This window comes from Stenotrophomonas maltophilia, assembly GCF_900186865.1.
Taxonomy (GTDB): domain Bacteria; phylum Pseudomonadota; class Gammaproteobacteria; order Xanthomonadales; family Xanthomonadaceae; genus Stenotrophomonas; species Stenotrophomonas maltophilia.
In genome coordinates, this window is the sequence record NZ_LT906480.1 from 1948559 (window position 1) to 1973202 (window position 24644).

Sequence of the window (24644 nt, forward strand, 5' to 3'; positions counted from 1 at the left end):
AGAGCCGAATGCAGGCCATGAGCAGGGTAGTGCTAGGTCAAGATGCTGAACTGGCTGCCGCCACCCGAAAGCTCAGAGGCGTGGCAGCCTGTGTGGATGCTTCGTCTACCGTCAAATAAAGTAATTGGTTTTCCTTGCAGTGATCAATAGATTGTAAGTCCATCGTTCTCCAGAACATGACGCCTCGCGTCGGATCTTGCGAGCAGGGTGTCCATAAGAAGCTCAAAGTTATCGCTGTGGGGGGGCGGATCGAGACGGCCTTGACGCGTGTCGAGCTCGCCAATGTAGGCGATTAGATCATCCACACTTTCCCGGTTAATGCAGCAATCGTTGCGTGTGAGGAGTACGTCGAGTCGCCGCATGCGATAGGCGCGAATCCTGAGATCTTTCGCCACATCTTGGTCGAAGTCGTGTGCTCTGTGGAGGATGGCATTGATTCTGTTTGAGATGTCTGAATAAATTTCGGAAAATTCGATCGACTCCTCCAAGAATTTTGGTTCAAATGCAATATTCTCGATCTTATTCAGGTCGGCTGAGAGTAGGTTTGCTGGAGGGATGCGGATCACAATGGTGTCGCCGTCTTGATCGCGCCACATGGGGGTTTCGCGATCCATGACTTCTTTAATGTAACCTTGAATCCATGTGAAAAATATTGTCTGGGGCTCTTTAGTGCTTACGCGAAACAGGAAAAATGGTGTGCTGAATTTTTCCATGTAAGCGAGCGATTTCTTTTGGAGTGAGTAGTTGATCGTGCCCGCGCCGACAGGCTTGAGTGGCTCTTCAGTGCCCTTAATCTGGATGTGGAAAACGGCACCGGTGGCGACGAAGGCATCTTTGCCCATCGCATCTTTCAAGCCAGGCGCAAAAATCTCCACCAAAAGATCGATGCCATAGTCGCGTTCGGATAGTTCCCGAACGACCCAGTGATCTGGTAGCTGCGCCATGACGGCCTTGACCGCTTTGGTGTCAATGATGTGTGACTGAGTTCTCATGTGGAAAGACGTGCCCGAATCTACCGCGCAGCGATAGGCGCGGTAGCTTGAGTGAGGGTTGGAAAAATCTGACTTGGATACATGCCGAAGGCCAGTGGTGCAGGAATTGGCAGCCTTGTACTTGCCAATGATGCCACAGGCATCAGGCTTGATCGCGGCATCTAGCATGTAGATCGGCCAGCTCAATGCACGCGTACTCTGACGTGCAGAAAACTCATCCCCTGGGCAGAGACGGTCCAGCCTCGAACGTGGTGAACAGTGAAGACCGTAGGGACTTGGCTGAAAGTTTGCCCAAATGAGGACGCTCAGGGGTCTTGGGTAGCTGCGCCTTGTTTGGTCGCGACTTGCTACCCATTCAATAGTAGAGCCCCGCCGGGGCTCTACGTGGTCAATGAAGCGTTCGTTGCCTGGTCGTCGTCGGCTTGGGCGGGGGGCTGAGTCCCCGTCGATCAGCGAGCAGTTGGTCCAAGGGAGCCAGATCCTCTTTTACCTCCACGCGTTCCTTGGTTGTAGGGGCGGGCCGTGGCTGAGGGCGAGGCCCGTCGTGAATGAGGTCGCCTGGGTTTCCGCCTGCGCGCTGGCGCAGAACCTCGGCGGCGACCTCCAAGGCCACTCGAACATCTTCTGAGCGCTCTCGCTGAGAACGCTGAGCCGCTCGTTCGATGGTGCCGCTTAAAACGAGCGCGGCGATTCGGGTTTGTGGGTCAGTCATGGGGCCTCCATCGTTGGTGTGTGCCCGTAGCCAACCAGCTAAGTGAAAATTAGCAAGGGCACTCAGCAGGGAATTGCGCACAAAATTGCTGGTTAGTCGGAAAGGACTTGCTGGTTTGTGACCGGCCTTTGGAAAGCCGTCTGCAGCCGCACCGCCGGTCCTTCAACGCCTACAGGCTCGACCGACGCCCAATGACGATGGCCCTGACTTAGATACCTAAAGATTTCCGCAGCGGAGTCGATAGGGGCATAAGAGGGCCTTGCCCACCATTCGCGACGAGGACAGGATGTCAATGAAGAAATTGGTTCTAAGCAGTGCGTTCTTGCTTCCAGTGCTCGCAGGATGCGGTAAGGCCGGAGCGCCGGAGTGCGGCGACGAGATGACCCTGGACCTGGTTCGCAGCATCATCCAGCGAGAATTAGGCGCGGGCAGTGCTGCCGCCAACTTGAGCGAAGAGCAGCTTCGCAGCGTCCTTCCCATCTCCTTGGCCCACCCGACGAGCTTTGACGAGAAGATCAGCCGCTACAGTTGCCAAGCCGATCTGACCGTGCCCTTCAACAACCCTGGGCAGGACGTTTACAAGCTGCGGCTTGAATACACCTCTCAGGCGGTCAATGGACAACACTTGGCCGAAGTCCAGGTACTTCCTGGAGACCTCATTGGCATCGGGGCGGCTATCAGCTCCAATGTCCGGAGCCAAGCACGCGTCGCGGCTCCCGCAGCTGCGGCTCCAATCGAAGAGTCACAGGTAGTGCAGGTTGATCCTGCTTATGATTCAGCGATGTCGACGAAGGCGGACGATTACCAAGAGCCCAACTCGGACGAGCCGCTGGTCGATGCCGCGTCGACTGGGCCCAGCTTTGACTGTGGGAATGCGTCGTCGGCCGTAGAGCAAATGATCTGCGCCGATCCGGATCTGGCCCGGTTGGACAAGCAAACCGCAGAGGCGTTTGGTGTCGTCCGGGCCCGTTCGATGGACCCGGGCCAAGTTACGGCGAGTCAAGGACGGTGGCGCAGGACGGTGCGGGACATCTGTGCTGACGCAGCCTGTATTGAGCAGGCTTACCAAGCGCGATTGGCCGAGTTGAACTAACCTCCGAGGAAGCTATGTCAGACCGTGACTGCTCAGGGTACCGGCCTGAGCAGCCCATGGACGACCAGATCAAGAACGCCTCTGGCGAATCGGTTGCGGCCGATAGGGCCCGCTGGAGGGAGTGCTCTCGTCAGAAGGCCTTCGTGAACTGGCTGCAGTATGCAGGCTAGGGTAGAGTTGGACACTCCCTTGGACACATTCTGCGAGTGTCCGGGTCTAAAAAACCTAACAACTTCAGGCGGTTGGATTGGACTGCATAGTGTCCCTCTCACTCCGCCAGATACAAAGAAGCGCCTGCAGATCCTCGATCTGCAGGCGTTTTTCTTTATCCGACACTCGCAGCGTGGAGCTGACTATCCTGGCTGATCGGTGCGGGAGGCAGGCGTTGGCATGGGCGTGGGTGTCATCGCCGGTGCCGAAGCGGGTGTACCCGGCAGCTGTGGCGGTTCAATGTGGCGAGGTGGAATTTCCCGCCACAGCAACGCAAGCGTGCAGTCGTTGGCACGTTCCCTGCACATTCTTTCGGCCTTCCGCTGCGCGGCGTCCGCCGTCTTCTCACCCAGTGCAAAGCCCAACGCGATCGTGCCGGTCGCTATGGCCGAATAGCCTTCGCTGGTGGTGCTGGCGGACTGACCGCAATTGCGCGATCGCGCTGCGCAGTAGTGCAGCGACTGCTGCATCGCAGTGGTGAGGGAAGACTGGTTCATCGAATAGCCGTAGCGGCCATCCTTGTCGTAGGTGATCGCAGACGCAGCACTTGCGGCTGATGAAACGGACAACAACAGCGCCAGTGAAACTGCATGCTTCCAGTTCATCACGCTCTCCTCTTTTGCCGATGGTGAATCAACCGGTGAATGTGGCGCAACCCCGCAGGGGGGCGGGGGAGAACGCCTGCAGGCCATTTGCCCGCAGGCGCGTACCGACGCGTTCGATCCTCAGAGCTTCACCGTCACGCCCACCTGGAAACCGCGCCCGGGCAGCGGCGCGATGTACTTCAGCGGCGAGTTGTGCGGCCGTGCTTCTTGATTGAGCAGGTTGCTGCCGTTGACGAACACCTCCATGCCGGCGATGTAGCTGTTGCGTACCGGCAGCTCACGGCTGACCTGCAGGTCGACCAGGTTGAATGCATCCAGCGGCACTTCCTCGCTCACGTTGCGGCCGAGGTACTTCTGCGTGTCGTAGTAGGTGCTGGACAGCTGCGCCTTCCAGCCTTCGCGCTGCCACTGCAGGTTGGCACCGTAGCGGTTGGTCGGCATGTTCGGCAGGTACTCGCCGTCATTGTGGGCACGCAACGAATCGGGGTGATCGGCCTTGTTCTTCACCAGGTCGGCGAAGGCGGACACATTCAACGTGCCGTAGCGGCCCAGGTCCAATGCCTGCGAGGCATCGATCTCGAAGCCCTTCACCGTGGTGTCGGTCTGCTTCCAGTACTTCAGCGGCAGGCGGTTGGCGGTCTGCACCCCCGAGTAACCCAGGTACAGATAGTTCCCGTACTTCATCCGGTACGCGGTGGCCGACAGTTCGAAACCACCGAGGTGGAACAGGCCGGTCAGTTCCAGATTCTTCGCGCGTTCCGGCTCGAGGTTCTGGTTGCCTTCTTCCTGGGTCATCACCGAATAGTGAGCATTGCTCGCATACAGCTCGTTGATCTCCGGTGCGCGCTGCGAGGACGAGTAGCGCACCTTGGCGGCGAACAATGGACCGAGCTCGACATACGATCCCAGGCTGTAGCTGTTGAGCCGGTAGTCGCGGTCCTGCAGTTTCGCGTTGGCGGCATTGCGCGCGGTCTTGAAGCGGCTTGGTTGCAGGTCATGGTCAACGCGCTCGTGGCGCACGCCAGCGTCGAAACTGGCCCAGCCGAAGTCCAGCGTCTCCTTCAGGAACACCGCGTTGCTGCGGGTGTCGACGTCAGGCAGGTAGCGCAGCGAGCCACTGCCGGTGACATCACGCGACTGGTGGCTGAAACCCAGCATGCCGCTGAGCGGACCGACGCGCTGATGGCTGAGCAGCAGCTCGGCCTGGGTGCTCTCGAAATCGTAGTCGTTGGCGCGGGTGGCACCCAGCCGCTCGCCCGAGGTGTTGTCCAGCTTGGAAACGCGCAGTTCGGCGCGCTCGAACCACGGCAGCGGATCGCGCAGCAGGGCTTCCAGTGCATAGCGTTCCTGCTTGATCACCACCCCCACCGGCAGCCCGTTGGCATAGTTTGAACCGAACGACAGGTTCTGCATCGAGAACCCCGGCACGCCGTACTCGCTGTCCTTGGCATCGATGCTGATACCCACGTAACCACGGTCGAAAAACAGGGTCGACCCGAGCGCCACCTGCGAATTTCTCGCGTAGCTGTTGCCCAACCGGTGATGGTAATCGGGCGTCACGTCGTTGTTGATCTGCTTCTGCACGTACGAAGGCGTGCCGGGTACGTAGGCCGGGTTGACCGGATTGATGTAGGTGCGGCGCTGCCAGACCGAAGTCGGATTGTTGGTGTAGAAGGAGAAATCGCCGTCGGCCCAGTCCGGGTTTTCGGTCATGAACTGGTCGATGTAGGGCTGCGACGCCTTGTTGTAGATCTGCTGGACGCGCGCTTCTTTCTGGCAGCTGTCGGCGAGGGCCGAGTTGACACCACCGGAGGCCGGGAACAGCCCGCTGTTGCAGACGCCGGCCTTGCTGTTGCCGGGAATATCGTAGTGCGAGATGTGCTGGCGCGAGACCTGCAGGTTGGTTGAGATGTTGCGCTGGTTGTTGAAGTTCATGCGGAAGCCCTGCGCATCGGCGGCGTTGAAGCCCTTGCGCAGGACCAGCTCCATCGACTGGTCCTTGTCTTCCATGCGGCGCGAGATCAGGCCCGAATCGATCTCCACGCTGCCGCCGATCGCATTGCCGCCGTAGCGCACGGTGTCGGAAGACTTGTTGACGGTGACGCTGCGTACGAACAGCGGATCGAACGGGATGTTGATGTCGCCGCTGATCGCGTTCATCCCGAGGATGGACTGGCCGTCCTGCAGGATCTGCACGCGGTTGCCGCTGAGGCTGCGGATGACCGGGGCACCCGCGTTCGGCCCGAAAGCACTGTTCTGCACGCCGGAGACGTGTTCGAGCAGGCCGCCCAGGGTGCGGTTCTGCGCCTGTGGGTTGTCGACGGTGACCCGGCTGTCAATACGGGAGGGCTGGCTGGCCTGGACCTGGAGGGTGGGGAGGGTGGGTTCGTCCGCGGCCTGGGCGCTGTGGACGGCGAACAGAAGGGCGGTAGCAAGGAGATGGCGACGCATGGCGAGGTCCGTGAAATTGACGTGAAATGTTATAACGTAACTATTCAGGTCAACAAGAGCGGAAACCGCCTCGATTCAATGGGGCAGGGTGCTTTGGCCTCTCGGGATGGGACGGAGTCTCCCTCGTTCAGCGCACCGCCTTGCGCGTGCTGCTGGCGACCGGCACGATCTGGGCACTGCCCCGCAACGCCCCACGCAGAGCTTCCTCATTCAAACGGAGCCCCGTATGAAGCTGTTGTCCGCTGTGTTGTTGTCTGCGCTTTCGCTCTCCGCCGTTCCGGCGCTGGCGGTGGAAGCTTCGCCCTCACCGCTGCTGGGGCGCTGGTCGCTGGATATCGCCACGTCTGCGTTACCCGAAGCACAGCGCCCGAAGCAGGTGGTGCTGGAGTTCAAGGACGCCGGTGCGGGGCGGTGGAGTTCACACGTTGACATCGTCCTGCACGACGGCAAGACCATGAAATCCGACGGCACGTTGGCGCTCGACGGTACGCCGGGGCCCTTGTCCGGCACCTACGGCGCGGACAAGGCCAACCTGAAACTGCCGGCGCCGAATACCCTGGTGATGCAGCTGGTGGACCACGGTACGCCGGCCTCCACCCGCATCTATACCGTGGCGGCCGACCGTACGACGATGACCGAGACCAAGGCGTTCTACGGCCACGACGGCACGCCGATCCTGCAGACCAACCTGTTCAAGCGGATACCGTAGCGGCGCCGCCTGCGCCATGCCCACGGGGAGGGAATCCGCGGGCATGGCACCGGCAGCCTTACACCGAGGCCGGGTCGCGCTTGCCGGTGTCGATGCCGTACTTGTCGATGGCCTCCTGCATCCGCGAGCGCTCGATGCGGCCTTCGTCGGCCAGCGACTTCAGGGCGGCCAGCACGATGAAGTGGCGATCCACTTCGAAGAACGTGCGCAGCGACTCACGCGTGTCGGAACGGCCGAAGCCATCGGTACCGAGTGCGATGAAGCGGCGGTCGTTGATGAAGGGACGGATCTGGTCGCCGACGATCTTCATGTAGTCGGTGGCCACCACCACCGGGCCATCATGGCCCTGCAGGCACTCCTGCACGTAGGGTACGCGCGGTTCCTCAGCCGGGTGCAGCAGGTTCCAGCGTTCGGCAGCCAGGCCATCGCGGCGCAGTTCGGTCAGGCTGGTCGCGCTCCACACATCGCTGGCGATGCCGAAGTCCTGCAACAGCAGTTCTGCCGCAGCTTCCACTTCGCGCAGTATCGAACCGCTGCCCATCAGCTGCACGCGTGGCTGCGAGGCGGTATCGGCGGCTGCCGGACGCAGCAGGTAGAGGCCCTTCAGGATGCCGGCCTCGGCGCCTTCGCGCAGTGCCGGCTGCGGGTAGTTCTCGTTGAGTACGGTGATGTAGTAGTAGATGTCTTCCTGGTCGACATACATGCGGCGCAGGCCGTCATGGGTGATCACCGCCAGCTCGTAGTTGTAGGTCGGGTCGTAGGACACGCAGCTGGGAATCACCGACGACAGCACGTGGCTGTGGCCGTCATCGTGCTGCAGGCCTTCGCCCATCAGCGTGGTGCGGCCCGACGTGGCACCGAGCAGGAAGCCGCGGGTACGCGCATCGGCAGCGGCCCAGGCCAGGTCACCGACGCGCTGCAGGCCGAACATCGAATAGAAGATGTAGAAGGGGATCGTGGCCAGGCCGTGGTTGCTGTAGGCGGTACCGGCCGCGATCCACGAACAGATCGCACCGGATTCATTGATGCCTTCCTGCAGGATCTGGCCGTCCTTGGCTTCCTTGTAATAGCTCAGCTGGCCGGCGTCCTGCGGGGTGTACAGCTGGCCCAGGTAGGAGTGGATGCCGATCTGGCGGAACAGGCCTTCCATGCCGAAGGTGCGCGATTCATCGGGCACGATCGGAATCACCAGCTTGCCCAGCTCCGGGTCCTTCAGCAGGCTGGTGAGGATGCGCACGAAGCCCATGGTGGTGGACTGGCCGCGATCACCACTGCCCTGCAGCTGGGTGTTGAAGATCGACAGCGGCGGCAGCGGCAGCGGATCGACCTTGGCCAGGCGCGCCGGCAGCTGCCCACCCTGGATGCGGCGGCGCTCGGCGAAGTAGGCTGCTTCGGCGCTGTCCGGTTCCGGGCGCAGATAGGGCATCTCCTCCAGCTGGTCGTCGCTGACCGGCAGGTTGAAGCGGTCGCGGAAAGCGCGCACCGCATCGGCGCTCATCTTCTTCAGCTGGTGGTTGATGTTCTGGCCTTCGCCGGCTTCGCCCATGCCGAAACCCTTGACCGTCTTGGCCAGGATCACCGTCGGCCGGCCGCTGGTGTTCACCGCCTGCTGGTAGGCGGCGTACACCTTCTGCGGATCGTGGCCACCACGTGCCAGCGCCCAGATGTCGTCGTCGCTCATGTGCGCGACCAGCTCCAGCAGCTCGGGGTAGCGGCCGAAGAAATGCTCGCGCACGTAGGCGCCGCTCTGCGACTTGAAGGTCTGGTAGTCGCCGTCCACGCATTCCATCATGCGCTGGCGCAGCAGGCCGCTGTGGTCGCGGGCCAGCAGGTCGTCCCAGCCACTGCCCCAGATCAGCTTGATCACGTTCCAGCCGGCCGCGCGGAAGGTGCCTTCCAGTTCCTGGATGACCTTGGCGTTGCCGCGTACCGGACCGTCCAGGCGCTGCAGGTTGCAGTTGACCACGAACACGATGTTGTCCAGCCGCTCGCGGCCGGCCAGGGAAATTGCCGCCAGCGATTCGGGCTGGTCCATCTCGCCGTCGCCGAGGAAGGCCCAGACCTTGCGGCCCTGGTGTTCTTTCAGGCCGCGGTATTCCAGGTAGCGCATGTAGCGCGCCTGGTAGGCGGCGGTCAGCGGGCCCAGCCCCATCGACACGGTGGGGAACTGCCAGAACTCCGGCATCAGGCGCGGGTGCGGATACGAGGACAGGCCTTCGCGACCGGCTTCGCGGCGGAAGTTGTCCATGCGCGCTGGATCGATGCGGCCTTCCACGTACGCGCGGCCGTAGATCCCCGGCGCGGAGTGGCCCTGGATGTAGATCATGTCGCCGTCGAAGGTGTCAGTACGGCCACGGAAGAAATGATCGAAGCCCACGTCGTACAGCACAGCCGCCGACTGGTAGGTGGCGATGTGGCCGCCGACGTTGGAGTGCTTGCCGGCACGTAGCACCATCACCATCGCGTTCCAGCGGATCATCGCGTTCAGGCGGCGCTCGATGGCCAGGTCACCCGGGTAGGCCGGCTGGCGCTCGGGCGGGATGGTGTTGACGTAGGCAGTCCAGGCACGGGTATGCAGGTCGCCGTGCTGCCGGGCGTCCAGATCGCTGAGCTGGTCGATCAGGTAGTGAGCGCGCGGCCGGCCGCCGGCCTGCATCACCGCCTCCAGCGATTCACGCCACTCCTGGGTTTCCAGTGGATCGGTATCGAAGGGAATGAGGGCTTGGTTCATGGCTGTCTCCAGAGGGCGCCGGTCGGACGTCTGCCTGGGCGACAACACCGGCAGGGCGCACGGCACTGGAGCGGGGTCGCAACGGCGGGCGCCGTGACGCGAAGGGCGACCGTGGCGGCCACCGAGAAGACAAGCGTAGGCCTGCCCCCCACGCTTCGGTAGGCGGGCGGGGCTTGGGTCTCTGGCAAGCAAGGGTTGGTGCCGCGCGCCGTATCATGGGCCGATACGCTGGGCGCGGCCGCTGATCAGGCCGGGGACAACCCCGGCAGGAACACCGGGATGATCGCCACGCCGATGCCCAGCAGGCACCAGGCGACGATGGGCAACCAGCGCGCCAGGCGCTGGGCGGGTTCCGGCGCACGACGACCGCCGATCCACAACAGCAGCGTGAGCGCACCCAGCGCATAGGCGAGGACGACGATCACCGGATGCACATGGATGACCCGGCTGGGCGGCCACATCTGCTGCTGGTAGGCGGTGGTGTGGGCGACCAGCAGCAGGAACAACAGGCTGCTGAGGGTGTTGATGGCGGTGCGTGCGTTGATGGGAGCACTCCTTGTGCGGGCTGCCGGGACATTGCAGGGGCCGCATTCTAGCGGCTGCCTGCCGGTCGTTGAAACGCCACTGTCATCGATGGCGGTCACCCTGCGTGGCTTTCCAGCCTCGGGGTGGTTGGCCGGCCGTGAACAGCGTGAGGATCTGGGAGAAGAGCTACGCGCTGCGGCGCCGGCTGCTGCGTGGCTTCTTCCTGCGTCGCGGTTCGGCCAGCGAGGATGCCGAAGACCTGGCGCAGGAGGTCTACCTGCGCCTGCTGCGGAGCACCGGCGAGGATGCCGATGCGGTCGAGAACCCGGAAGCCTACCTGTTCACCGTGGCGGCCAACCTGGCGCGCGAGCATGCGCGCGCGCGGTCGTCGCTGCCGCCGCTGGAAGACGTCGACCTGCTGGCCGAAGTGCTGAAAAGCGAAGAAGACATCGAAGGTGAATTCGAGCGTGCGCAGCGCTGGAACGATATCCGCAGCACCATCGCACGACTGCCGGCGACCACGCGGCGGGTGATGGAACTGCACTACCGCGACGGGCTGGACTGCCCGCGAATCAGCCAGCAGCTGCAGGTGTCGGTGCACATGGTGCGCAAGCACATCGGCAAGGGGCTGGAGGCCTGCAGGAAGGCGCTGGGCGCCAGGGAGCTCACATGAACCGGACCTCATCGCCCGTGGCCGACGACACGATCGCCTGCGAGGCCATGGACTGGTTCCTGCGCAATCGCGAGGGGGCGCTGGATGAGGCCGGGCGCCTCGCGTTCCTGGACTGGATGAAGCGCTCGCCGGAGCACGTGCGCGCCTACATGCACGCCCTTGCCTTGCACCGGCAGGTGGGCGAGGCGCTGCAATCGCCGTTGCCTGACGACGCGGCGGTTCCACCGCGGCAGGTCGCCGCCAAGGTGGTGCCGCTGTTCGGTAGCGTGCACGCGCCGCCGCGCGCTGTGCCGCGTCGCGGTCGTGCGCGCTGGTGGGTGGCGGCGGCCGCAGCCTGTATCACCCTGCTCGGCGTGGGCCTGGTTCCGCAGGTGATGCCCACCGAGCAGCTTTACAGTGCCGGACAGGGTGAACTTCGCGACCTGGTGCTGCCCGACCAGACCCAGGTGCGGCTCAACGCGGACAGCCGCCTGCGGGTACGCATGGGCTGGTTCAGCCGCAAGGTGGAGCTGCTGCAGGGTGAGGCAACGTTCGACATCGCCCGCGACCGCCGTCCGTTCGAGGTGGCGGTGAACGGTCTGGAGATCCGCGACATCGGCACGGTGTTCGATGTATCGCGACGGCTGCAGAGCACGCGCATCGGCGTGGTCTCCGGCGAGGTGGAGGTATGGAGCCAGGGTGTGGACCCCCGGCGTCTTGCGCAACTGCGCGAAGGCCGGGTGGTGCAGGTCGACGCGCGCAGCCATGCGGTCGAGTCATTGGACCTGCCATTGTCGATGCTGCTGGACTGGCAGCAGCGCAAAGTGTCCTTCCTCGACGAGCGGCTTGACGAGGTGGCCGCTGCCTTCAACCGGCACAACCAGGTGCAGGTACGCGTGCTGGACGAAGGTGCGGCATCGGCACGGTTGTCCGGCAGCCTCGATGCGCATCGCATCGGTGCGCTGCAGGCCTTCCTCGAACGCGACCCGCGCTTCGTGGTGAGGCGCGAAGGCGACACCGTGCGGGTTGGCAGCCGCTGAGGCCCGTGCGGTCGTGGACTGTCAGAAAAAATTCATCGAATCCGCGTTCTCCACTTCGGTGGATGCCGGCTCTTACTTGGGAGAAGCCGCTGCCGATCCGCGCAGCGGCGCCTGCTGCCTTCTCTCTTCCAAGGACCCGTGATGCGCAACACGCTCTACCTGTCGATCATCCTCGCCCTGTCCCCCTGCAGCGTGCCGCTGGCCTTCGCCGCCGGTGCCGATGGCCTGGAGGCGCGTGTATCCACGCCGATCGCGGCGCAGCCGTTGGCGCGTGCGCTGGAGCAGCTGTCGCGCGGTTCCGGGGTGCAGTTCCTGTACTCGGCCGGCGGTGATGCCCGCATGGCCGGTGCGGTGCCGCGCGGTGCCACCGTCAGGCAGGCGCTGGACGCGCTGCTGGCCGGTACCGGCCTGGGGTACACCGTGGTGGATGGCAATGTCATCGCCATCGATCCGGCGCCAGCTCGCAACCAACCGAAGCCGGCCGCGCCGAAGCCGCGCGAGGCCGAGGCAATGGTGGCGCCGACCCTGGACACGGTGAAGGTGATTGCCGCACATGAGGTCATCGACCAGAAGAAGTCGTCGCCGGTGATCAAGGATTCGGTGGTGTATGACGAGATGGACAGCTACGGCGACGAGACCCTGGCCGAGAGCCTGATGGCCGCTCCAGGGCTGAGTGCGGTGGAGGATGCCGGCGAGCCACGTTACGTGACCGTGCGCGGCGTGCAGGCCAACCTCAACTACACCACCATCGATGGCATCGCGATTGCCAGCGTGGGGGGCAGTGGCTCCGGCGAGCGCATGAACAACCTGCAGCTGATTCCCAGCGACATCGGCACCCGTACCGACATCTACAAGAGCTTCAGTGCCGAGCAGGCACCGGATGCGATCGGCGGCGTGATCGACATCATCAGCCGCAGCGCCTTCGACCGGTCAGGCAAGTACGTGTTTGCCGATGTGGCAGGCATCTACTCCACCGCCGAGACCAACGTCGAGCGCAGCGCAGGCGGCAACCACGAGACCCTGGGTCACTTCGGCAAGAGCGCCAAGATGGTGTTCTCCAACCAGTTTGGTGTCGACCAGGAGTTTGGCATCGTTGCGGTGGCACGCTACGAGCAGCGTTCGCGCAACAGCGTCAAGCGCTGGGTGGAGTCGAACTACTACTACAACGACGCTGGCAAATACCTCACCGACGGTACCACGGGTCCGGACGAGGCCAAGGGCTGGAACGGGCTGCGTGCGCCTGGCAACTTCAGCACTGGCACCTATACCAACTTCATCACCAACTTCGGTGGCTCCGCCAAGCTTGAGTGGAAGCCGTCGGATGATCCGTTCTACGCATCGCTGCTGCTGTATTCGTACCGGTTCTACGAGAACTCGACGATGAACAAGACGGATCTGTACGGCAACGCCAAGTTTCCGGTCCGCAACCAGACCGAAGACAGCGGCACCACCCAGATCAACAGCATCTACATCAAGAACCGCCACGACCGCTGGGACCGCAGCAACCGTGGCGCCATCGCCAGCTTCAACTGGGACATGGGTGACCGTTCGCGGCTGACCCTGCGCGGTGGCCATACCGAAGAGACCTTCCACAACAGCCAGGTCTACTGGGGGGTACGCGCCTACCCGAGCAACCTGTTCGTCGACTACGAGAACGACAGCCACGGATTCCCCAACGCGGTGGCCGTTTCCGATTCCAGCCTGCTGACCAGTTCCGCATTCAAGCTCAATCCGGCGCAGGCCTACGTCTCCCCGCGCGATGCCAAGGAGAGCATCGACAACCTGCGCGCCGACTTCAGCTACAACATCGACGCCGATGCGAGAGGTTTCGGCCTGGCCGCCGGCGCCGAGTACCGCCACCTGAAGATCTGGCAGGACATCGACTTCGACTATTTCAAGAGCAGTGCCACGCTCAACGACTACCTGTATCCGGGTTCGACGCTGCTGGGCAGCGTGCCGGGCTTCCCGCTGATCGACAACCGCAAGTGGAACGAGCAACTGCTGCCGAAACTGGGCAACAACAATGCGGCGTATCCGAATGCCAACTTCACCAGTGACTACAAGTACGTGGAGGACATCACCAATGCCTATGTGTCCGCGCACTACGCCTGGGGCCGGCTGCTGCTGATCGGCGGCCTGCGCTACGACCACACCCGCTTCGATGCCTACAGTCCGTTCAGCGATGATGGCGGCACTACCTATACCTCTGCGTTCCGCAACACGAGCGGTGGCTACAACAATCTGCTGCCCTCGTTGAACGCAACCTTCAAGCTCACCGAGGACCAGCGCCTGCGCTTCTCCGCCAGCCGCACGCTGGGCCGGCCGACGCCGAGCAACATCGCCCAGGCCACCAGCACCAGCTGCGGCGATGACGAGGAGGGCAGGGGCTTCTGCAGCATCAAGCAGGGCAATGCCGACCTGCAGCCGCGCCGTTCCACCAACATCGACCTGGCGTGGGACCTGTATTTCAACGGCAACAACGGCCTGGTCTCGGTGGCGCTGTTCGACAAGGTGATCAAGGACGACATCTACACCCTGACCACCTTCGAGGACGTGGGTGATACCCGCTACCGGGTGACCCAGCCGATGAACACCGATGAGTCCAAGCTGCGCGGTGTCGAGTTCGCGGTGGCCAACCGCAACCTGCAGTGGGGCCGCCAGCGCTTCGACATGTACTTCAACGCCACGCGGCTGGAAGGCCAGACCAACTACCGCATCAGTGATGGCACCGAGCGCCGCCTGGACCGGCTGCTGTACCAGCCGGACTGGTCGCTCAACGGTTCGGTGATCTGGCGCATGCCGTGGAAGAGCGCGCAACTGCGCCTGTCCGGCACCTACCGCAGCCGGATGCTGGTCGACTTCGGCGACACCCAGTGGCTGGATTCGTACTACGACCCGTACATGACCTTCAACATGGGCTTCAGCCACAAGGTCAGCAAGCACGTGACGCTGAAGTACGAGGCCAAGAACCTGTTCAACACCCAGCCGACCTACAGCACCGGCCCGAACGGGCGCTTCCGTACCGAGATCGACGACTACGGCCGCTTCTTCTACTTCCACATCATCTACAACTGAGGGCACAGCCGTGGAGACGATCAATCGCAGGCGATTCCTGGCCCTGGCCGGCCTGTCCGCTGCCGGTGCCTGGATGGGCACGGCACACGCGCTGGCCGCGCAGGGCGATGCCACCGCGCTGAACCCGCGCAACCTGCTGGCCAAGCCGCGCTTTGCCAGCACACCCTTCACCCTGGGCGTGGCCTCGGGTGATCCCTCGGCCGATGGCATGGTGCTGTGGACGCGCCTGGCGACCGAACCGCTGGTGTTCGGCGGCGGCATGCCGACCCGGCCGATGCTGGTCGAGTGGCAACTGGCCGCAGACGAAGGCATGCGCAGGGTGGTACGCCAGGGGACGGCGATGGCGCATCCCGAACTCGGCCACGCCGTGCACGTGGAGCTGGACGGGTTGGCGCCCGGAAGGCCCTACTGGTACCGCTTCAGCGTCGGTGGCCACGCCAGTGCGGTCGGTTGCACCCGCACGCTGCCCGCAGCCACGGCCGCGGTGGATCGCGTGCGCTTTGCGGTGGCCGGTTGCCAGCACTACGAAGAAGGCCACTACACCGCGTGGCGGCGCATTGCCGAGGAACCGCTCGATTTCGTCTTCCACTATGGTGATTACATCTACGAAGGCGAAAGCCAGCCGGGCCTGCGGAAGATGAACGGCCAGCCGTTCACCAACCTGCGCAACCACGTCGGCCCGCAGATCTACACGCTGGATGATTACCGCCGCCGCTACGCCCAGTACAAGAGCGATACGGACCTGCAGGCCGCGCATGCGGCGGCACCGTGGTTCGTCACCTTTGACGACCACGAAGTGGACAACAACTGGGCCGGCGCCGAAGACCAGGATGACACGCCCAGCGAAGTATTCCTGCTGCGCCGCGCACAGGCGTTCCAGGCCTACTACGAGAACATGCCGTTGCGCCGTTCGGCATTCCCGCGCGATGGCCACATGCAGATGTACCGACGTGCACGCTACGGCACGCTGATGGACCTGCACCTGCTCGACACCCGCCAGTACCGCAGCAAGCAGGTGAACATGGCGCTGCGTGAGGAGGTGGAATCGCCGGAGCGCAGCATCGTGGGGGCGAAGCAGGAGCGCTGGCTGTTCGACGGCCTGGCCGATGCCGCACCGCGCTGGCACACCATCGCCCACCAGGTGGCGCTGGGCAACTACATGCGCGAGAAGGATGGGGTGGTGCAGTCGTCCGACGACCAGTGGTCGGGCTATCTGGACAGCCGCCGGCGCCTGCTCGACCACATCCAGAAGGTGGGCTTCGGCAACGTGGTGACCGCCTGCGGCGACGCGCATCGCCACTATGCCAGCGATCTGGTGCAGGACCACCGTGACTCGGGCGTGATCTCCAGCGAGTTCCTCGCCACGTCGATCACCTCCGGCGCCGATGGCCAGGGTGTGGACGCGTATGCCAGGAACCAGCTTGCGCACAGCCCCTATCTGAAGGCGACCACCGACAAGCGTGGCTATGTGCTGTGCGATGTCACCCGCGATGCGTGGATCGGCGACATGAAGACGCTGGATACCGTGATGCAGCCGAATGGCGCGGTGCAGAGCTGGAAGCGCTATGCGGTGGAGCACGGCCGGCCGGGGCTGCAGGAGGCCTGAATCTACCGCTCTACAGAGATCCTTCAATCCTGCTCGAACCGCAGTGGTTCGCTGCCCATCGCCGGGTCACTCGTGCCGGGGCGCCCATCCTCGGCGCGACCGGCCAGGCGCAGCATGCTCTCGCCCGCGCCGATCTGCAGGTCATACCAGCCCGCCGTGGGCGTTGCGTCCCACGCCAACGCGGTTTCTGCGTGTGCGGGTAGTACCAGCGCCTGATCGGGCATGTGCCCGGCATAGGCACCAGGCTGCACACGCACCTGCTGCGCGCCGTCACCCAGGTTGCGCAGCCGCAGCCGCAGTTGGCCATCCGTGCGATCAATTGAAGCCTGCAGCGCAGGATCCTTGGCCGCCCCCTGGAAGTGGCGGTGGAAGCCGTTCGGGCCCAGCAGCCACAGGTCATAGCGGCCCTGGGCATCAAGCGGCCAGCGCTCGCGCAGCGCCATGCCCGGGAGCAGCGTGTAGCGGCGCGGCACCGCATCCAGCCGCAGCCGGTCGTAGACATGCAGCACTGCCGCCGCGCCTTCGCAGGATAGCGCCAGATCCACGCCCGAGGCGTCCACCGCAACCATCGATGCCTGCGGCCGATAGGGCAGGGCGCGCGCCGGGCGTATGCCGACTTCCTGCTTCGCTGGTTTCAGCCCCTCCGGCAGCGCCGGCACGGTTCGCCCTGGCAACGCAGCGGCGCGTGCGGCCACCGCGCTCACGTCGGGCAGGCCGCGTACGAACGGGCGGGTATCGCGCTGGGCGAAGTCGAAGGCGTTGCTGAGGTCGCCGCAGACCGCGCGGCGCCACGGCGAGATATCCGGTGCGGGCACGCCAAAGCGGCGTTCGATCAGTCGAATGACCGAGGTGTGGTCGTAGACCTGCGAGTCGACCCAGCCACCCCGACTCCACGGCGAGATCACATACAGCGGCACGCGCGGGCCCAGTCCATACGGGCGGCCGCGCAGTTCGGCGGCATCGTACTTCTCGTCGCCCGGCGCGGGATGGCGGTGGTACTCGCCCTCGGTACTGACCGAGGACGCACCCGCCCAGCCGCCATCCACCGGCGAAGGCGGTGCCGGTGGCGGCATGTGGTCGAAGAAGCCGTCGTTCTCATCGAACATCAGCAGCAGGGCGGTGCGGCTCCAGACTTCCGGATCGGCAGTCAGCGCATCCAGCACGCGCGCGGTATAGGCCGCGCCCTGGGCCGGGCTGGACGGGCCGGGATGCTCGCTGCCGGCTGCATCGGCGATGATGAAGCTGACCTGCGGCAGGCGCCCGTCGAGTACGTCCTGGCGTAGCTGTGGCAGGCCACGGGTGCTGACCCCGCGTGCGCGCAGTTGCGGGTCATGCCCGGGTGCAGCACTGTACGCCCGACGGAACGCCTCGAAGCCGGCCAGCGGGTTGTCGGTGAAGTTGTCCGCCATGTCCTGGTAGATCTGCCAGGACACGCCGGCCTTCTGCAGGCGCTCGACATAGCTGGTCCAGCGGTAGGACGCCGGATGCCCGCCGTGTTCGGGGAAGTTGTCATGCGAGTTGGCGATCACCGGGCCGCCGGCGCGGGCCTGTGCATCGTTGTGGCCGGTCCACAGGAACACCCGGTTCGGGTTGGTGCCGGCCTGCATGGCGCAGTGGTAGGCGTCGCAGATCGTGAACGCATCGGCCAGCGCGAACTGGAACGGCATGTCGCTGCGCTGGAAGTAGCCCATGGAGTGGTTCTGCTTGGCCTTCGGCCAGTGCCCCATGCGGCCGTGGTCCCAGGCGCGCTGCGCATCGGGCCAAGTGTGCGGCGTGCCTTCCACCCGCATGTAGCCGAAGTGCGCGGCGGTATCCAGCGGGAACGGTGCGATCGCCCGCGTGCCACTGGCATCGGGCTGCAGCCACAGGTTGCGCGCGCGGCCACCGGCCTGCAGCGCGGGGGCCGGGGCCACGAAGCGGTCACCGAAACCACGTACGCCCGGCAGCGTGCCGAAGTAGTGGTCGAACGAACGGTTCTCCTGCATGAACACCACGATGTGCTGCAGGTCTTCGAGGCTGCGCGTCTGCGCGGCGGGGGCGATCGCTGCGGCCCGGGCGATGCTGGGCAGCAGCGGGGCAAGGCCGGCGGCAACGCCGGCCTGCAACAACCGGCGTCGGCCGATATCGGTCACGGGCTCACTCACAGGTCCACGCGGAAGGAGATGCCGACGGTGCGCGGGGCGCCGATGAAGGCGTTGTCGCGGCCGTCCACCCCCGCAAGATACCGCTTATCGGTGAGGTTGCTCACCACCAGGTTGGCACCCATGCCCTTCAGGCGCGGCGACAGGCCCTGCAGGTCGAAACCGATGTTGGCATTGAACACGGTGGCCGAAGGCAGCTTGTTGACGTTGGCGGCATCAAGGTAGCGCGTGCCCAGGTACCGTCCGGAGAGGCCGAAGTTCCAGTTGGCGCCCTGCCAGTCGGCCGACAGCACCAGGGTGTTCTCCGGCTGGCCGATCACCTTGGCACCGTCGACGATGCCGAGCTGCGTATCGCGGGCGGCATTGCCACTGCCCAGGTATTTGGAGCGGTTGTAGGTGTAGGCCGCGTTGATCCGCCAGCCATTGTCCCACCCGTAGCCGAACGCCGCTTCCAGGCCGTTGCTTTCCACGCCACCGAAGTTCTCGTAGACGCCGTCGGTCTCGCCCAGGTAGTCGATGCCGCTGACGAAGCCCGCCGGCAGGTAGACGATGCGGTTGTCGAACTTGATGTTGTACAGGGTCACCGAGGCGGTCAGCGGCCAGCGGCTGATGCGCATGCCCACTTCGATGTTGTCGGCGGTCTCCGGTTCGACATTGCGGAAGCGCTGCGGGTCGGTCTCGCCAAGTACGCCTGAAGGAATGGCGGCGAAATTCTGCGAGAAGCCGGCGAACAGCTCCATGCCTTCCACGCCCGGTGCCCAGGTGAAGCCGGTCGACAGCAGCGGATCGGACCTGGAATCGGATTTCACGTGCTCGCTGGCACCGATCACGCGGCGGCGCGACTGGTCGACGAAGAACTGCTTCACGCCCAGGCGGGCACTGAACGGCCCGAAGCGGGCCACGTCCTCGACGTAGTACATCTGCTCGTCAACCTTGTACTTGTCCTCGAACTGCACCCAGTACGGCTGCTGGTCGAAGGCGATGTCCTGGCCGACGTTGAGCAGGCGGTGCCAGTCACGGCGTGCCGAACGGTCCAGCTTTTCCACCCACAGGCCGCCACGGATGGTGTTGTCGATCGCACCGAAGGTCTGCCGCCATTCGACGTCGGCGGTCACGCCCATGCGGTCGTTGTCGTAGTGGGTGTGGCGGTAGGACTGCGCGCCCAGCACGTTGCCCGCGTAGCAGTTCGGATCGTACTCGGCGGTGAAGCCCAGGCGCGGGGTGCAGCTGGCCAGGCGCTGCGCGGCGCTGCCATCGGGATTGACGAAGAAGATCTGGCCACGGTTGCTGCCGCCGTACACGGTCTTGCCACCGAGATATTCCGATTCGGGGCGGCCCGCACCCTCATCGCTGACCTGCGCCAGGTAGGGTGGCAGCCAGTCGCCACGACCTTCCATGCGGTGCCCGTAGGCGGCCACCGAGGCCTTGAACCCGTTGCCGCCGTCGAAGGCCGCACGCAGGTAACCAAAGGTGTTCTCGCGCAGTGCACGCGAGCCGGAACGGTAGTTCTGGTCCAGATACGGAATGCCGGTGAGGGTGCCGACCAGGTTGTCGCGATCCGGATTGGTGGCAAAGCCCTTCGGTGAGACGCTGGTGTATTCCGGCTCGTCGGCATCGTTGTAGGACAGGTAGCCGGTCAGGGTCCAGCGATCCAGTTCGGTGATGAACTTGCCGGCGATGTGGTCGTTGCTGGCGTGGCCGGTGCCGTCGATCCAGTCGTGCACCTTCGACGAGGAGGCGCTGATCCACGCGCGGGTGTGGCCGCCGAGCAGGCCGGTGTCGTAGCGCACGTAGTACTTGCGCGCATCGTTGTCACCGGCGCCGACCACGAAGCGCAGGCGGCTGTCCTGCAGCGGATCGCTGGTGAGGAAGTTGAGCGTGCCGCCCAGTGCTTCGTTCGATCGCGAGGAGATGTCAGCGGTGCCTTGGCTGACTTCCACCGTCTCCAGGTCGAGGGTGTCGATGTAGCGGTTGGCCAGCGAGCCGCCGCCGTAGCCGGAGCCGCCGTTGGGCAGGCCGTCGATGGTGGTGCCGATCTGCTGGGTATCACGATTGGTGACGAACCCGCGCATGCTGATCTGCGTGCCCCACACCGACGAGCCGGTGGCGTCGGCCTCGCTGACCACCACGCCGGGTACTTCGTTGAGCGCATCGTTGACGCTGCTCATCACGGTCTGCCTGTTCAGTGTTTCTGCGCGCACCGACGTCTTGGCGTAGCTGGTGGCCTGGCCGATCACCTGCACCTGGTCGAGGGTACGCGCATCGCTGCTGCGCGCTTCGCCCGTATCGCCCTGCGGTGCTTCTGCGAGGGCGTCCAGGGCGGGGGCGATCAGCAGGGCAAGCAGCGAAACACGGGGAAAGCGCGCAATCGTTCGCATCGATACCGGACCTTGGGGGGAGAGAAGCCCCCGAGTGTCGACAGCACCAATGACATCGACATGACGTAGAGATGCAGGAACCGTGTTGTGTGACGGCCGACGCCCCCGGCCGCCTGCCTGTCAGTACCGCGCGTCCTTGGGTTTCGGGTCGCGCGGCCAGTCCTTGGCCTTGTTGGCGAAGTCCGGGCGTGGCTGGTTGATGAAGTAGCTAGCGATGTCCACCGCATCCTGGTCGGGCATCACCTGCTGCCCAAGCGGCGGCTCGCGGGTCACCGCCGGTGGCATGTTGTGCTTGATGAAGCCGGCGGCCTTGTACAGGCGCGCCATGCCTGCGCCGATGTTGAAGCTGTGGTCGCCCCATAGTGGCGGGAAGGCGATGTCACCGCTGGCGTCGCGCCGACCTTCGCCGTTGTCGCCATGGCAGGCGGCGCACTGTACGGCGTACAGCGCCTGACCGCGGATCGGGTCCGGGGTGAGTGTGCTGTCGATGGGCCCCTCACTGGGGGCGGCCACCTTTGCACCCTCTGGCACAGGACTGCTCAACCACGCCATGTAATCGAGCATCGCGCGCATCTGCGGCGAGTCCTTCGGCAGCGGCTTGCCGTTCATCGAACGCTGCAGGCAGCCGTTGATGCGCTCGGTCAGCCCGATCACCTTGCCCGGACGCGGCATGTAGCGCGGATAGGCGCCGCCGCCGGTATTGAAGTAGTGATTGCCGAAAGGCCGCTTGCCCTCGGCCATGTGGCACGAGTTGCAGTTCAGATCGTTGCCGACATTGTCCGGCAGCAGCCGTGCGGTCTCGTTGAGGATACGGCGGCCGAGCATCACCGATTCGGCATTGCCGAGCCCAGCGATTTCTTCGGCGCTGGGTGCGTGGTAGTGGCCGACCACCTTGCCCTGCGCATCGAGGATATCGATCGTGCTGGCCACGGCGGCATCCAGGTCCGGGAACAGATGACGGTAAGCGAGGGTGCCGGCGCCGGCCAGCATCACGAGGGTGATCGCACTGCCGATCAGCAGGCGGAAGCGTTTGCGCGAACGTTTCATCGTGCGGCCTCCTGCGGAACGTAGTGCACCGGCTTGTCGCGCACCACCCGGCGCATGCGCGCCACGTCGACCTCGCTCACTGCGCTGGCCTGGTTGCCCCAGCTGCTGCGGATGAAGGTCAGGATCTGTGCCAGCTGCGCATTCGGCAGCTGCTCGAAGCCGGGCATGGTGAAGGCCATGCGGTCATGCGCGGTATGCGGCGTGCGGCCTCCGATCAGGGTCACCTGCACCAGCGAGCTGGGGTCATCGGCGAACACGATCGAGTTGCCGGCCAGGGCAGGATAGACGCGCGGCATGCCGCGCCCGTCGCCGCGGTGGCAGGCCTGGCAGTGCTCGGCATAGGCCAGCGAACCTGCCACGCGGTAGTCGCCGCTGCGCAGTGCGGCGGTGGTGGTGTCGGTACCGGGCGACCACTGTGCGCTGCGTCCTTCGCGGGCGGGCAGCTGCTTCAGGTAGCGGGCCATCGCCAGCAGGTCGGCGTCGGACAGGTACTGCGTACTGTGCTCGACCACGTCGGCCATGCCGCCGAAGGCCGCCGATCGATCGGTGCGGCCGGTACGCAGGAAGTCGACGATCTCGCCCTCGCTCCAGCTGGCCAGGCCGGTCGATTCATTGCGCAGGTTCTTCGCATACCAGCCTTCCAGCACCGAGCCGGACAGGAACTGGCGGCTGCCATCATCGGCCATCGCCTTTTCCTGGAACGCCAGGCCACGTGGTGTGTGGCAGGCGCCGCAGTGGGCCAGGCCTTCCACCAGTTCGGCGCCGCGCTGCTGGCTGGCATCCAGCGACGGATCCGGGTTGAACGTGCGCGGGCGTGCGAACAGCAGCTGCCACCAGGCCAGTGGCCAGCGCATGTTGGCCGGCCACGGGATCGTGCTGTCGGCGTTGTCCTGCTTCACCGGTTGCACCGAGCCCATGAAGTAGGCGTACAGCGCCTTGATCTCGGCGTCGCTGGCGATCACGTACGAGGCGTACGGCATGGCCGGATACAACGGCTGCCCATCGTGGCGGATGCCGCGACGTACCGCGCGCTCGAAGTCGGCGTAGTCGTAGGCGCCAATGCCGGTGTCCGGATCGGGCGTGATGTTGGTCGAGTAGATCGTGCCCATCGGCGTCTGCATGCCGAGGCCACCGGCGAACGGCTTGCCGCCGGGCGCGGTGTGGCAGGCCGAGCAGTCGGCCGCGCGCGACAGGTATTGTCCCTGCGCGATCAATGCCGGATCGTGGACGTCGACCTGCGCGGCCTGTCGCGGTGCGAACCAGTAGGGCGTGGTGCGGGCGACGCCGTAGGCGGCGGCCAGCGTGGCGGCCAGGGCAATGGCGAGCTTGAACGAGGTGCGCATGGCGGCACTGTGGACAATCCCGCGCGCGCGTTCATTGATCCGGATCAATGACTGAACAGATACAGCTTGTACACCAAGCTGAATCGTTCCTGCGTTGTCATCAAGCCGTCATCCATGCGCGATAGATGGCCCACGCGCGCGTCGCTAACCTGCCACGCTGTCGCACCTTTTCCCCGATTGCCCATGAAGCGCCTGCTGCTGTTGTTGCTGGCGTGCGCCGGCCTGTGGCTGGCTGCATGCTCGTCCTCGATCAATGCCTCGTCCACCTCGCTTGCCGATCGGCTGATCGCGCCGGGTGGCGTATCGACTCTGCTCGATCGTCCGCGCATTGCCGCGGCCATTGCCGAACTGCCCAATCGCCACGGCTTCGCGCCGGGCCGCGATGGCGTGCCGATCTTCTGGCGTGTGTTCGATCCTGGCGATTACGGCGCGCGTTACCACTACCTGCCGCAGCGCCACGAGAACGGCCTGCCGCTGGATACCGGCCTGAGCCTGGCAGTACCGCAGCCGTTCCGCGCGCAGGCACCGCGCGGCACCGTGGTGCTGCTGCACGGCTGGATGATGAACGGTGATTCGATGCTGCCGTGGTCGTTGCAGTTGGCCGAATCCGGCTACCGCGTGGTCACGCTCGACCTGCGTAATCATGGACAGTCCGGTACCGGGCCGTCGGGTTATGGCACCTATGAATCCGATGACGTGGTGGATGTGATCGGCGAGCTGCGCGCGCGTGGTGAAGTAACCGGCCCGCTGTACCTGTTCGGCGTGTCCTATGGCGCCGCCACAGCGGTATTCACCGCCGACAAGCTCGGCGACCAGGTGGAAGGGGTGGTGGCGATGGAATCGTTCGCCAATGCCGGTGTGGCGATCCGCACGATGATTCCGCACCTGATGGGACTGCAGCCGGAAGGCCTGAAGGCGCAGGCGATGGCGTCGTACGCGCGCTGGCGCTACGGCGGCCAGGACATCAACCAGGTGATCGCCGCCGCCAGCCGCCGTATCGACGTCGATCTGGACCGCGTGGATGTAGCGCGCGCGCTGGCCGATACCCGCGCCTGCGTGCTGCTGCTGCACGGCCAGGGCGACCAGCACATTCCGGTCAGCCAGGGCCGCGAACTGGCCCAGGCCAACCCGCGCGCGCACTACATCGAGATGCGCGGCGAGGACCACATCACCCTGCCGCTGCGGCTGGACCTGCTGGCCGGCGTGGTCGACGACTGGATGGCGCGCGATGAGCACCACCCGAAGAGCGCCTGCCCGGCCCCACAGCTGCCGGCCCAGGCCGAGTGGCTGGCCCACCGCTGAAAAAAGGGGACGGAGGGGATTAAGTCGTTTCC

The 24644-nt window shown here is 64.8% G+C and carries 16 protein-coding genes; 7 read left to right on the forward strand and 9 right to left on the reverse strand.

All coding sequences use genetic code 11. The features are described 5' to 3' along the window. Nucleotides 1-143 precede the first annotated feature (143 nt). Nucleotides 144-1178 carry a DUF4365 domain-containing protein gene (locus tag CKW06_RS09405; RefSeq protein ID WP_143568645.1) on the reverse strand — a complete coding sequence of 345 codons (1035 nt, stop codon included), beginning with the start codon at nucleotides 1176-1178 and terminating at the stop codon, nucleotides 144-146. Nucleotides 1179-1996: 818 nt separating this feature from the next. Between CKW06_RS09405 and CKW06_RS09415 the strand changes: the two genes are divergently transcribed. Beyond that, entirely contained in the window at nucleotides 1997-2797 is an 801-nt protein-coding gene (locus CKW06_RS09415) for a lysozyme inhibitor LprI family protein (RefSeq protein WP_024957134.1), read from the forward strand. A gap of 353 nt (nucleotides 2798-3150) precedes the next feature. Here the strand turns inward: CKW06_RS09415 and CKW06_RS09420 are convergent, their stop codons facing one another. After that, nucleotides 3151-3612 carry a DUF4189 domain-containing protein gene (locus CKW06_RS09420; protein ID WP_024957133.1) on the reverse strand — a complete coding sequence of 154 codons (462 nt, stop codon included), beginning with the start codon at nucleotides 3610-3612 and terminating at the stop codon, nucleotides 3151-3153. Nucleotides 3613-3732: 120 nt separating this feature from the next. Then, nucleotides 3733-6063, reverse strand: coding sequence for a TonB-dependent receptor (locus CKW06_RS09425; RefSeq protein ID WP_038645849.1), 2331 nt, complete (start codon nucleotides 6061-6063; stop codon nucleotides 3733-3735). 226 nt (nucleotides 6064-6289) lie between these two features. On the opposite strand from CKW06_RS09425, the gene CKW06_RS09430 reads away from it, so the two are divergent. Continuing rightward, nucleotides 6290-6772 (forward strand): hypothetical protein, encoded by a 483-nt coding sequence (locus CKW06_RS09430; RefSeq protein ID WP_033834139.1) that lies wholly within the window; start codon nucleotides 6290-6292, stop codon nucleotides 6770-6772. A 58-nt stretch (nucleotides 6773-6830) separates the two neighbouring features. Here CKW06_RS09430 and aceE read toward each other — a convergent pair whose 3' ends face one another. Together aceE and CKW06_RS09440 are read right to left on the reverse strand one after the other, a co-directional pair. Then, nucleotides 6831-9503: a pyruvate dehydrogenase (acetyl-transferring), homodimeric type gene (aceE, locus tag CKW06_RS09435; RefSeq protein ID WP_038645855.1), complete on the reverse strand. Its 2673-nt coding sequence runs from the start codon at nucleotides 9501-9503 to the stop codon at nucleotides 6831-6833. Nucleotides 9504-9748: 245 nt separating this feature from the next. Continuing rightward, a complete protein-coding gene (locus CKW06_RS09440; RefSeq protein WP_024957573.1) occupies nucleotides 9749-10147 on the reverse strand; it encodes a hypothetical protein in 399 nt (132 codons plus the stop codon). A 38-nt stretch (nucleotides 10148-10185) separates the two neighbouring features. On the opposite strand from CKW06_RS09440, the gene CKW06_RS09445 reads away from it, so the two are divergent. The 4 genes from CKW06_RS09445 (at nucleotide 10186) to CKW06_RS09460 (ending at nucleotide 16401) form a co-directional block, all read left to right on the forward strand. Continuing rightward, on the forward strand, nucleotides 10186-10701 hold the full coding sequence (locus CKW06_RS09445) for an RNA polymerase sigma factor (protein WP_005412945.1): 516 nt from the start codon (nucleotides 10186-10188) through the stop codon (nucleotides 10699-10701). Continuing rightward, nucleotides 10698-11720, forward strand: coding sequence for a FecR family protein (locus CKW06_RS09450; RefSeq protein ID WP_024957574.1), 1023 nt, complete (start codon nucleotides 10698-10700; stop codon nucleotides 11718-11720). Before CKW06_RS09445 ends, CKW06_RS09450 begins: the two co-directional genes overlap by 4 nt. 141 nt (nucleotides 11721-11861) lie before the next feature. Further along, nucleotides 11862-14795 (forward strand): TonB-dependent receptor, encoded by a 2934-nt coding sequence (locus CKW06_RS09455; protein WP_024957575.1) that lies wholly within the window; start codon nucleotides 11862-11864, stop codon nucleotides 14793-14795. A gap of 10 nt (nucleotides 14796-14805) precedes the next feature. Further along, nucleotides 14806-16401: an alkaline phosphatase D family protein gene (locus tag CKW06_RS09460; RefSeq protein WP_024957576.1), complete on the forward strand. Its 1596-nt coding sequence runs from the start codon at nucleotides 14806-14808 to the stop codon at nucleotides 16399-16401. Nucleotides 16402-16424: 23 nt separating this feature from the next. On the opposite strand, the gene CKW06_RS09465 is transcribed toward CKW06_RS09460, so the two are convergent. From CKW06_RS09465 to CKW06_RS09480, 4 genes are all read right to left on the reverse strand, one after another. After that, nucleotides 16425-18533 (reverse strand): phosphocholine-specific phospholipase C, encoded by a 2109-nt coding sequence (locus CKW06_RS09465; protein WP_024957577.1) that lies wholly within the window; start codon nucleotides 18531-18533, stop codon nucleotides 16425-16427. An 8-nt stretch (nucleotides 18534-18541) separates the two neighbouring features. Further along, nucleotides 18542-20920, reverse strand: coding sequence for a TonB-dependent receptor (locus tag CKW06_RS09470; protein WP_024957578.1), 2379 nt, complete (start codon nucleotides 20918-20920; stop codon nucleotides 18542-18544). A 120-nt stretch (nucleotides 20921-21040) separates the two neighbouring features. After that, nucleotides 21041-21967: a c-type cytochrome gene (locus tag CKW06_RS09475; protein WP_024957579.1), complete on the reverse strand. Its 927-nt coding sequence runs from the start codon at nucleotides 21965-21967 to the stop codon at nucleotides 21041-21043. Continuing rightward, the gene (locus CKW06_RS09480) at nucleotides 21964-23310 is read right to left on the reverse strand and encodes a c-type cytochrome (protein WP_024957580.1); all 1347 of its coding nucleotides are present in this window, start codon (nucleotides 23308-23310) and stop codon (nucleotides 21964-21966) included. The genes CKW06_RS09475 and CKW06_RS09480 overlap by 4 nt, the downstream gene beginning before the upstream one ends. A gap of 183 nt (nucleotides 23311-23493) precedes the next feature. Between CKW06_RS09480 and CKW06_RS09485 the strand changes: the two genes are divergently transcribed. Then, nucleotides 23494-24612 carry an alpha/beta fold hydrolase gene (locus tag CKW06_RS09485; protein ID WP_005409039.1) on the forward strand — a complete coding sequence of 373 codons (1119 nt, stop codon included), beginning with the start codon at nucleotides 23494-23496 and terminating at the stop codon, nucleotides 24610-24612. Nucleotides 24613-24644: the final 32 nt, after the last annotated feature.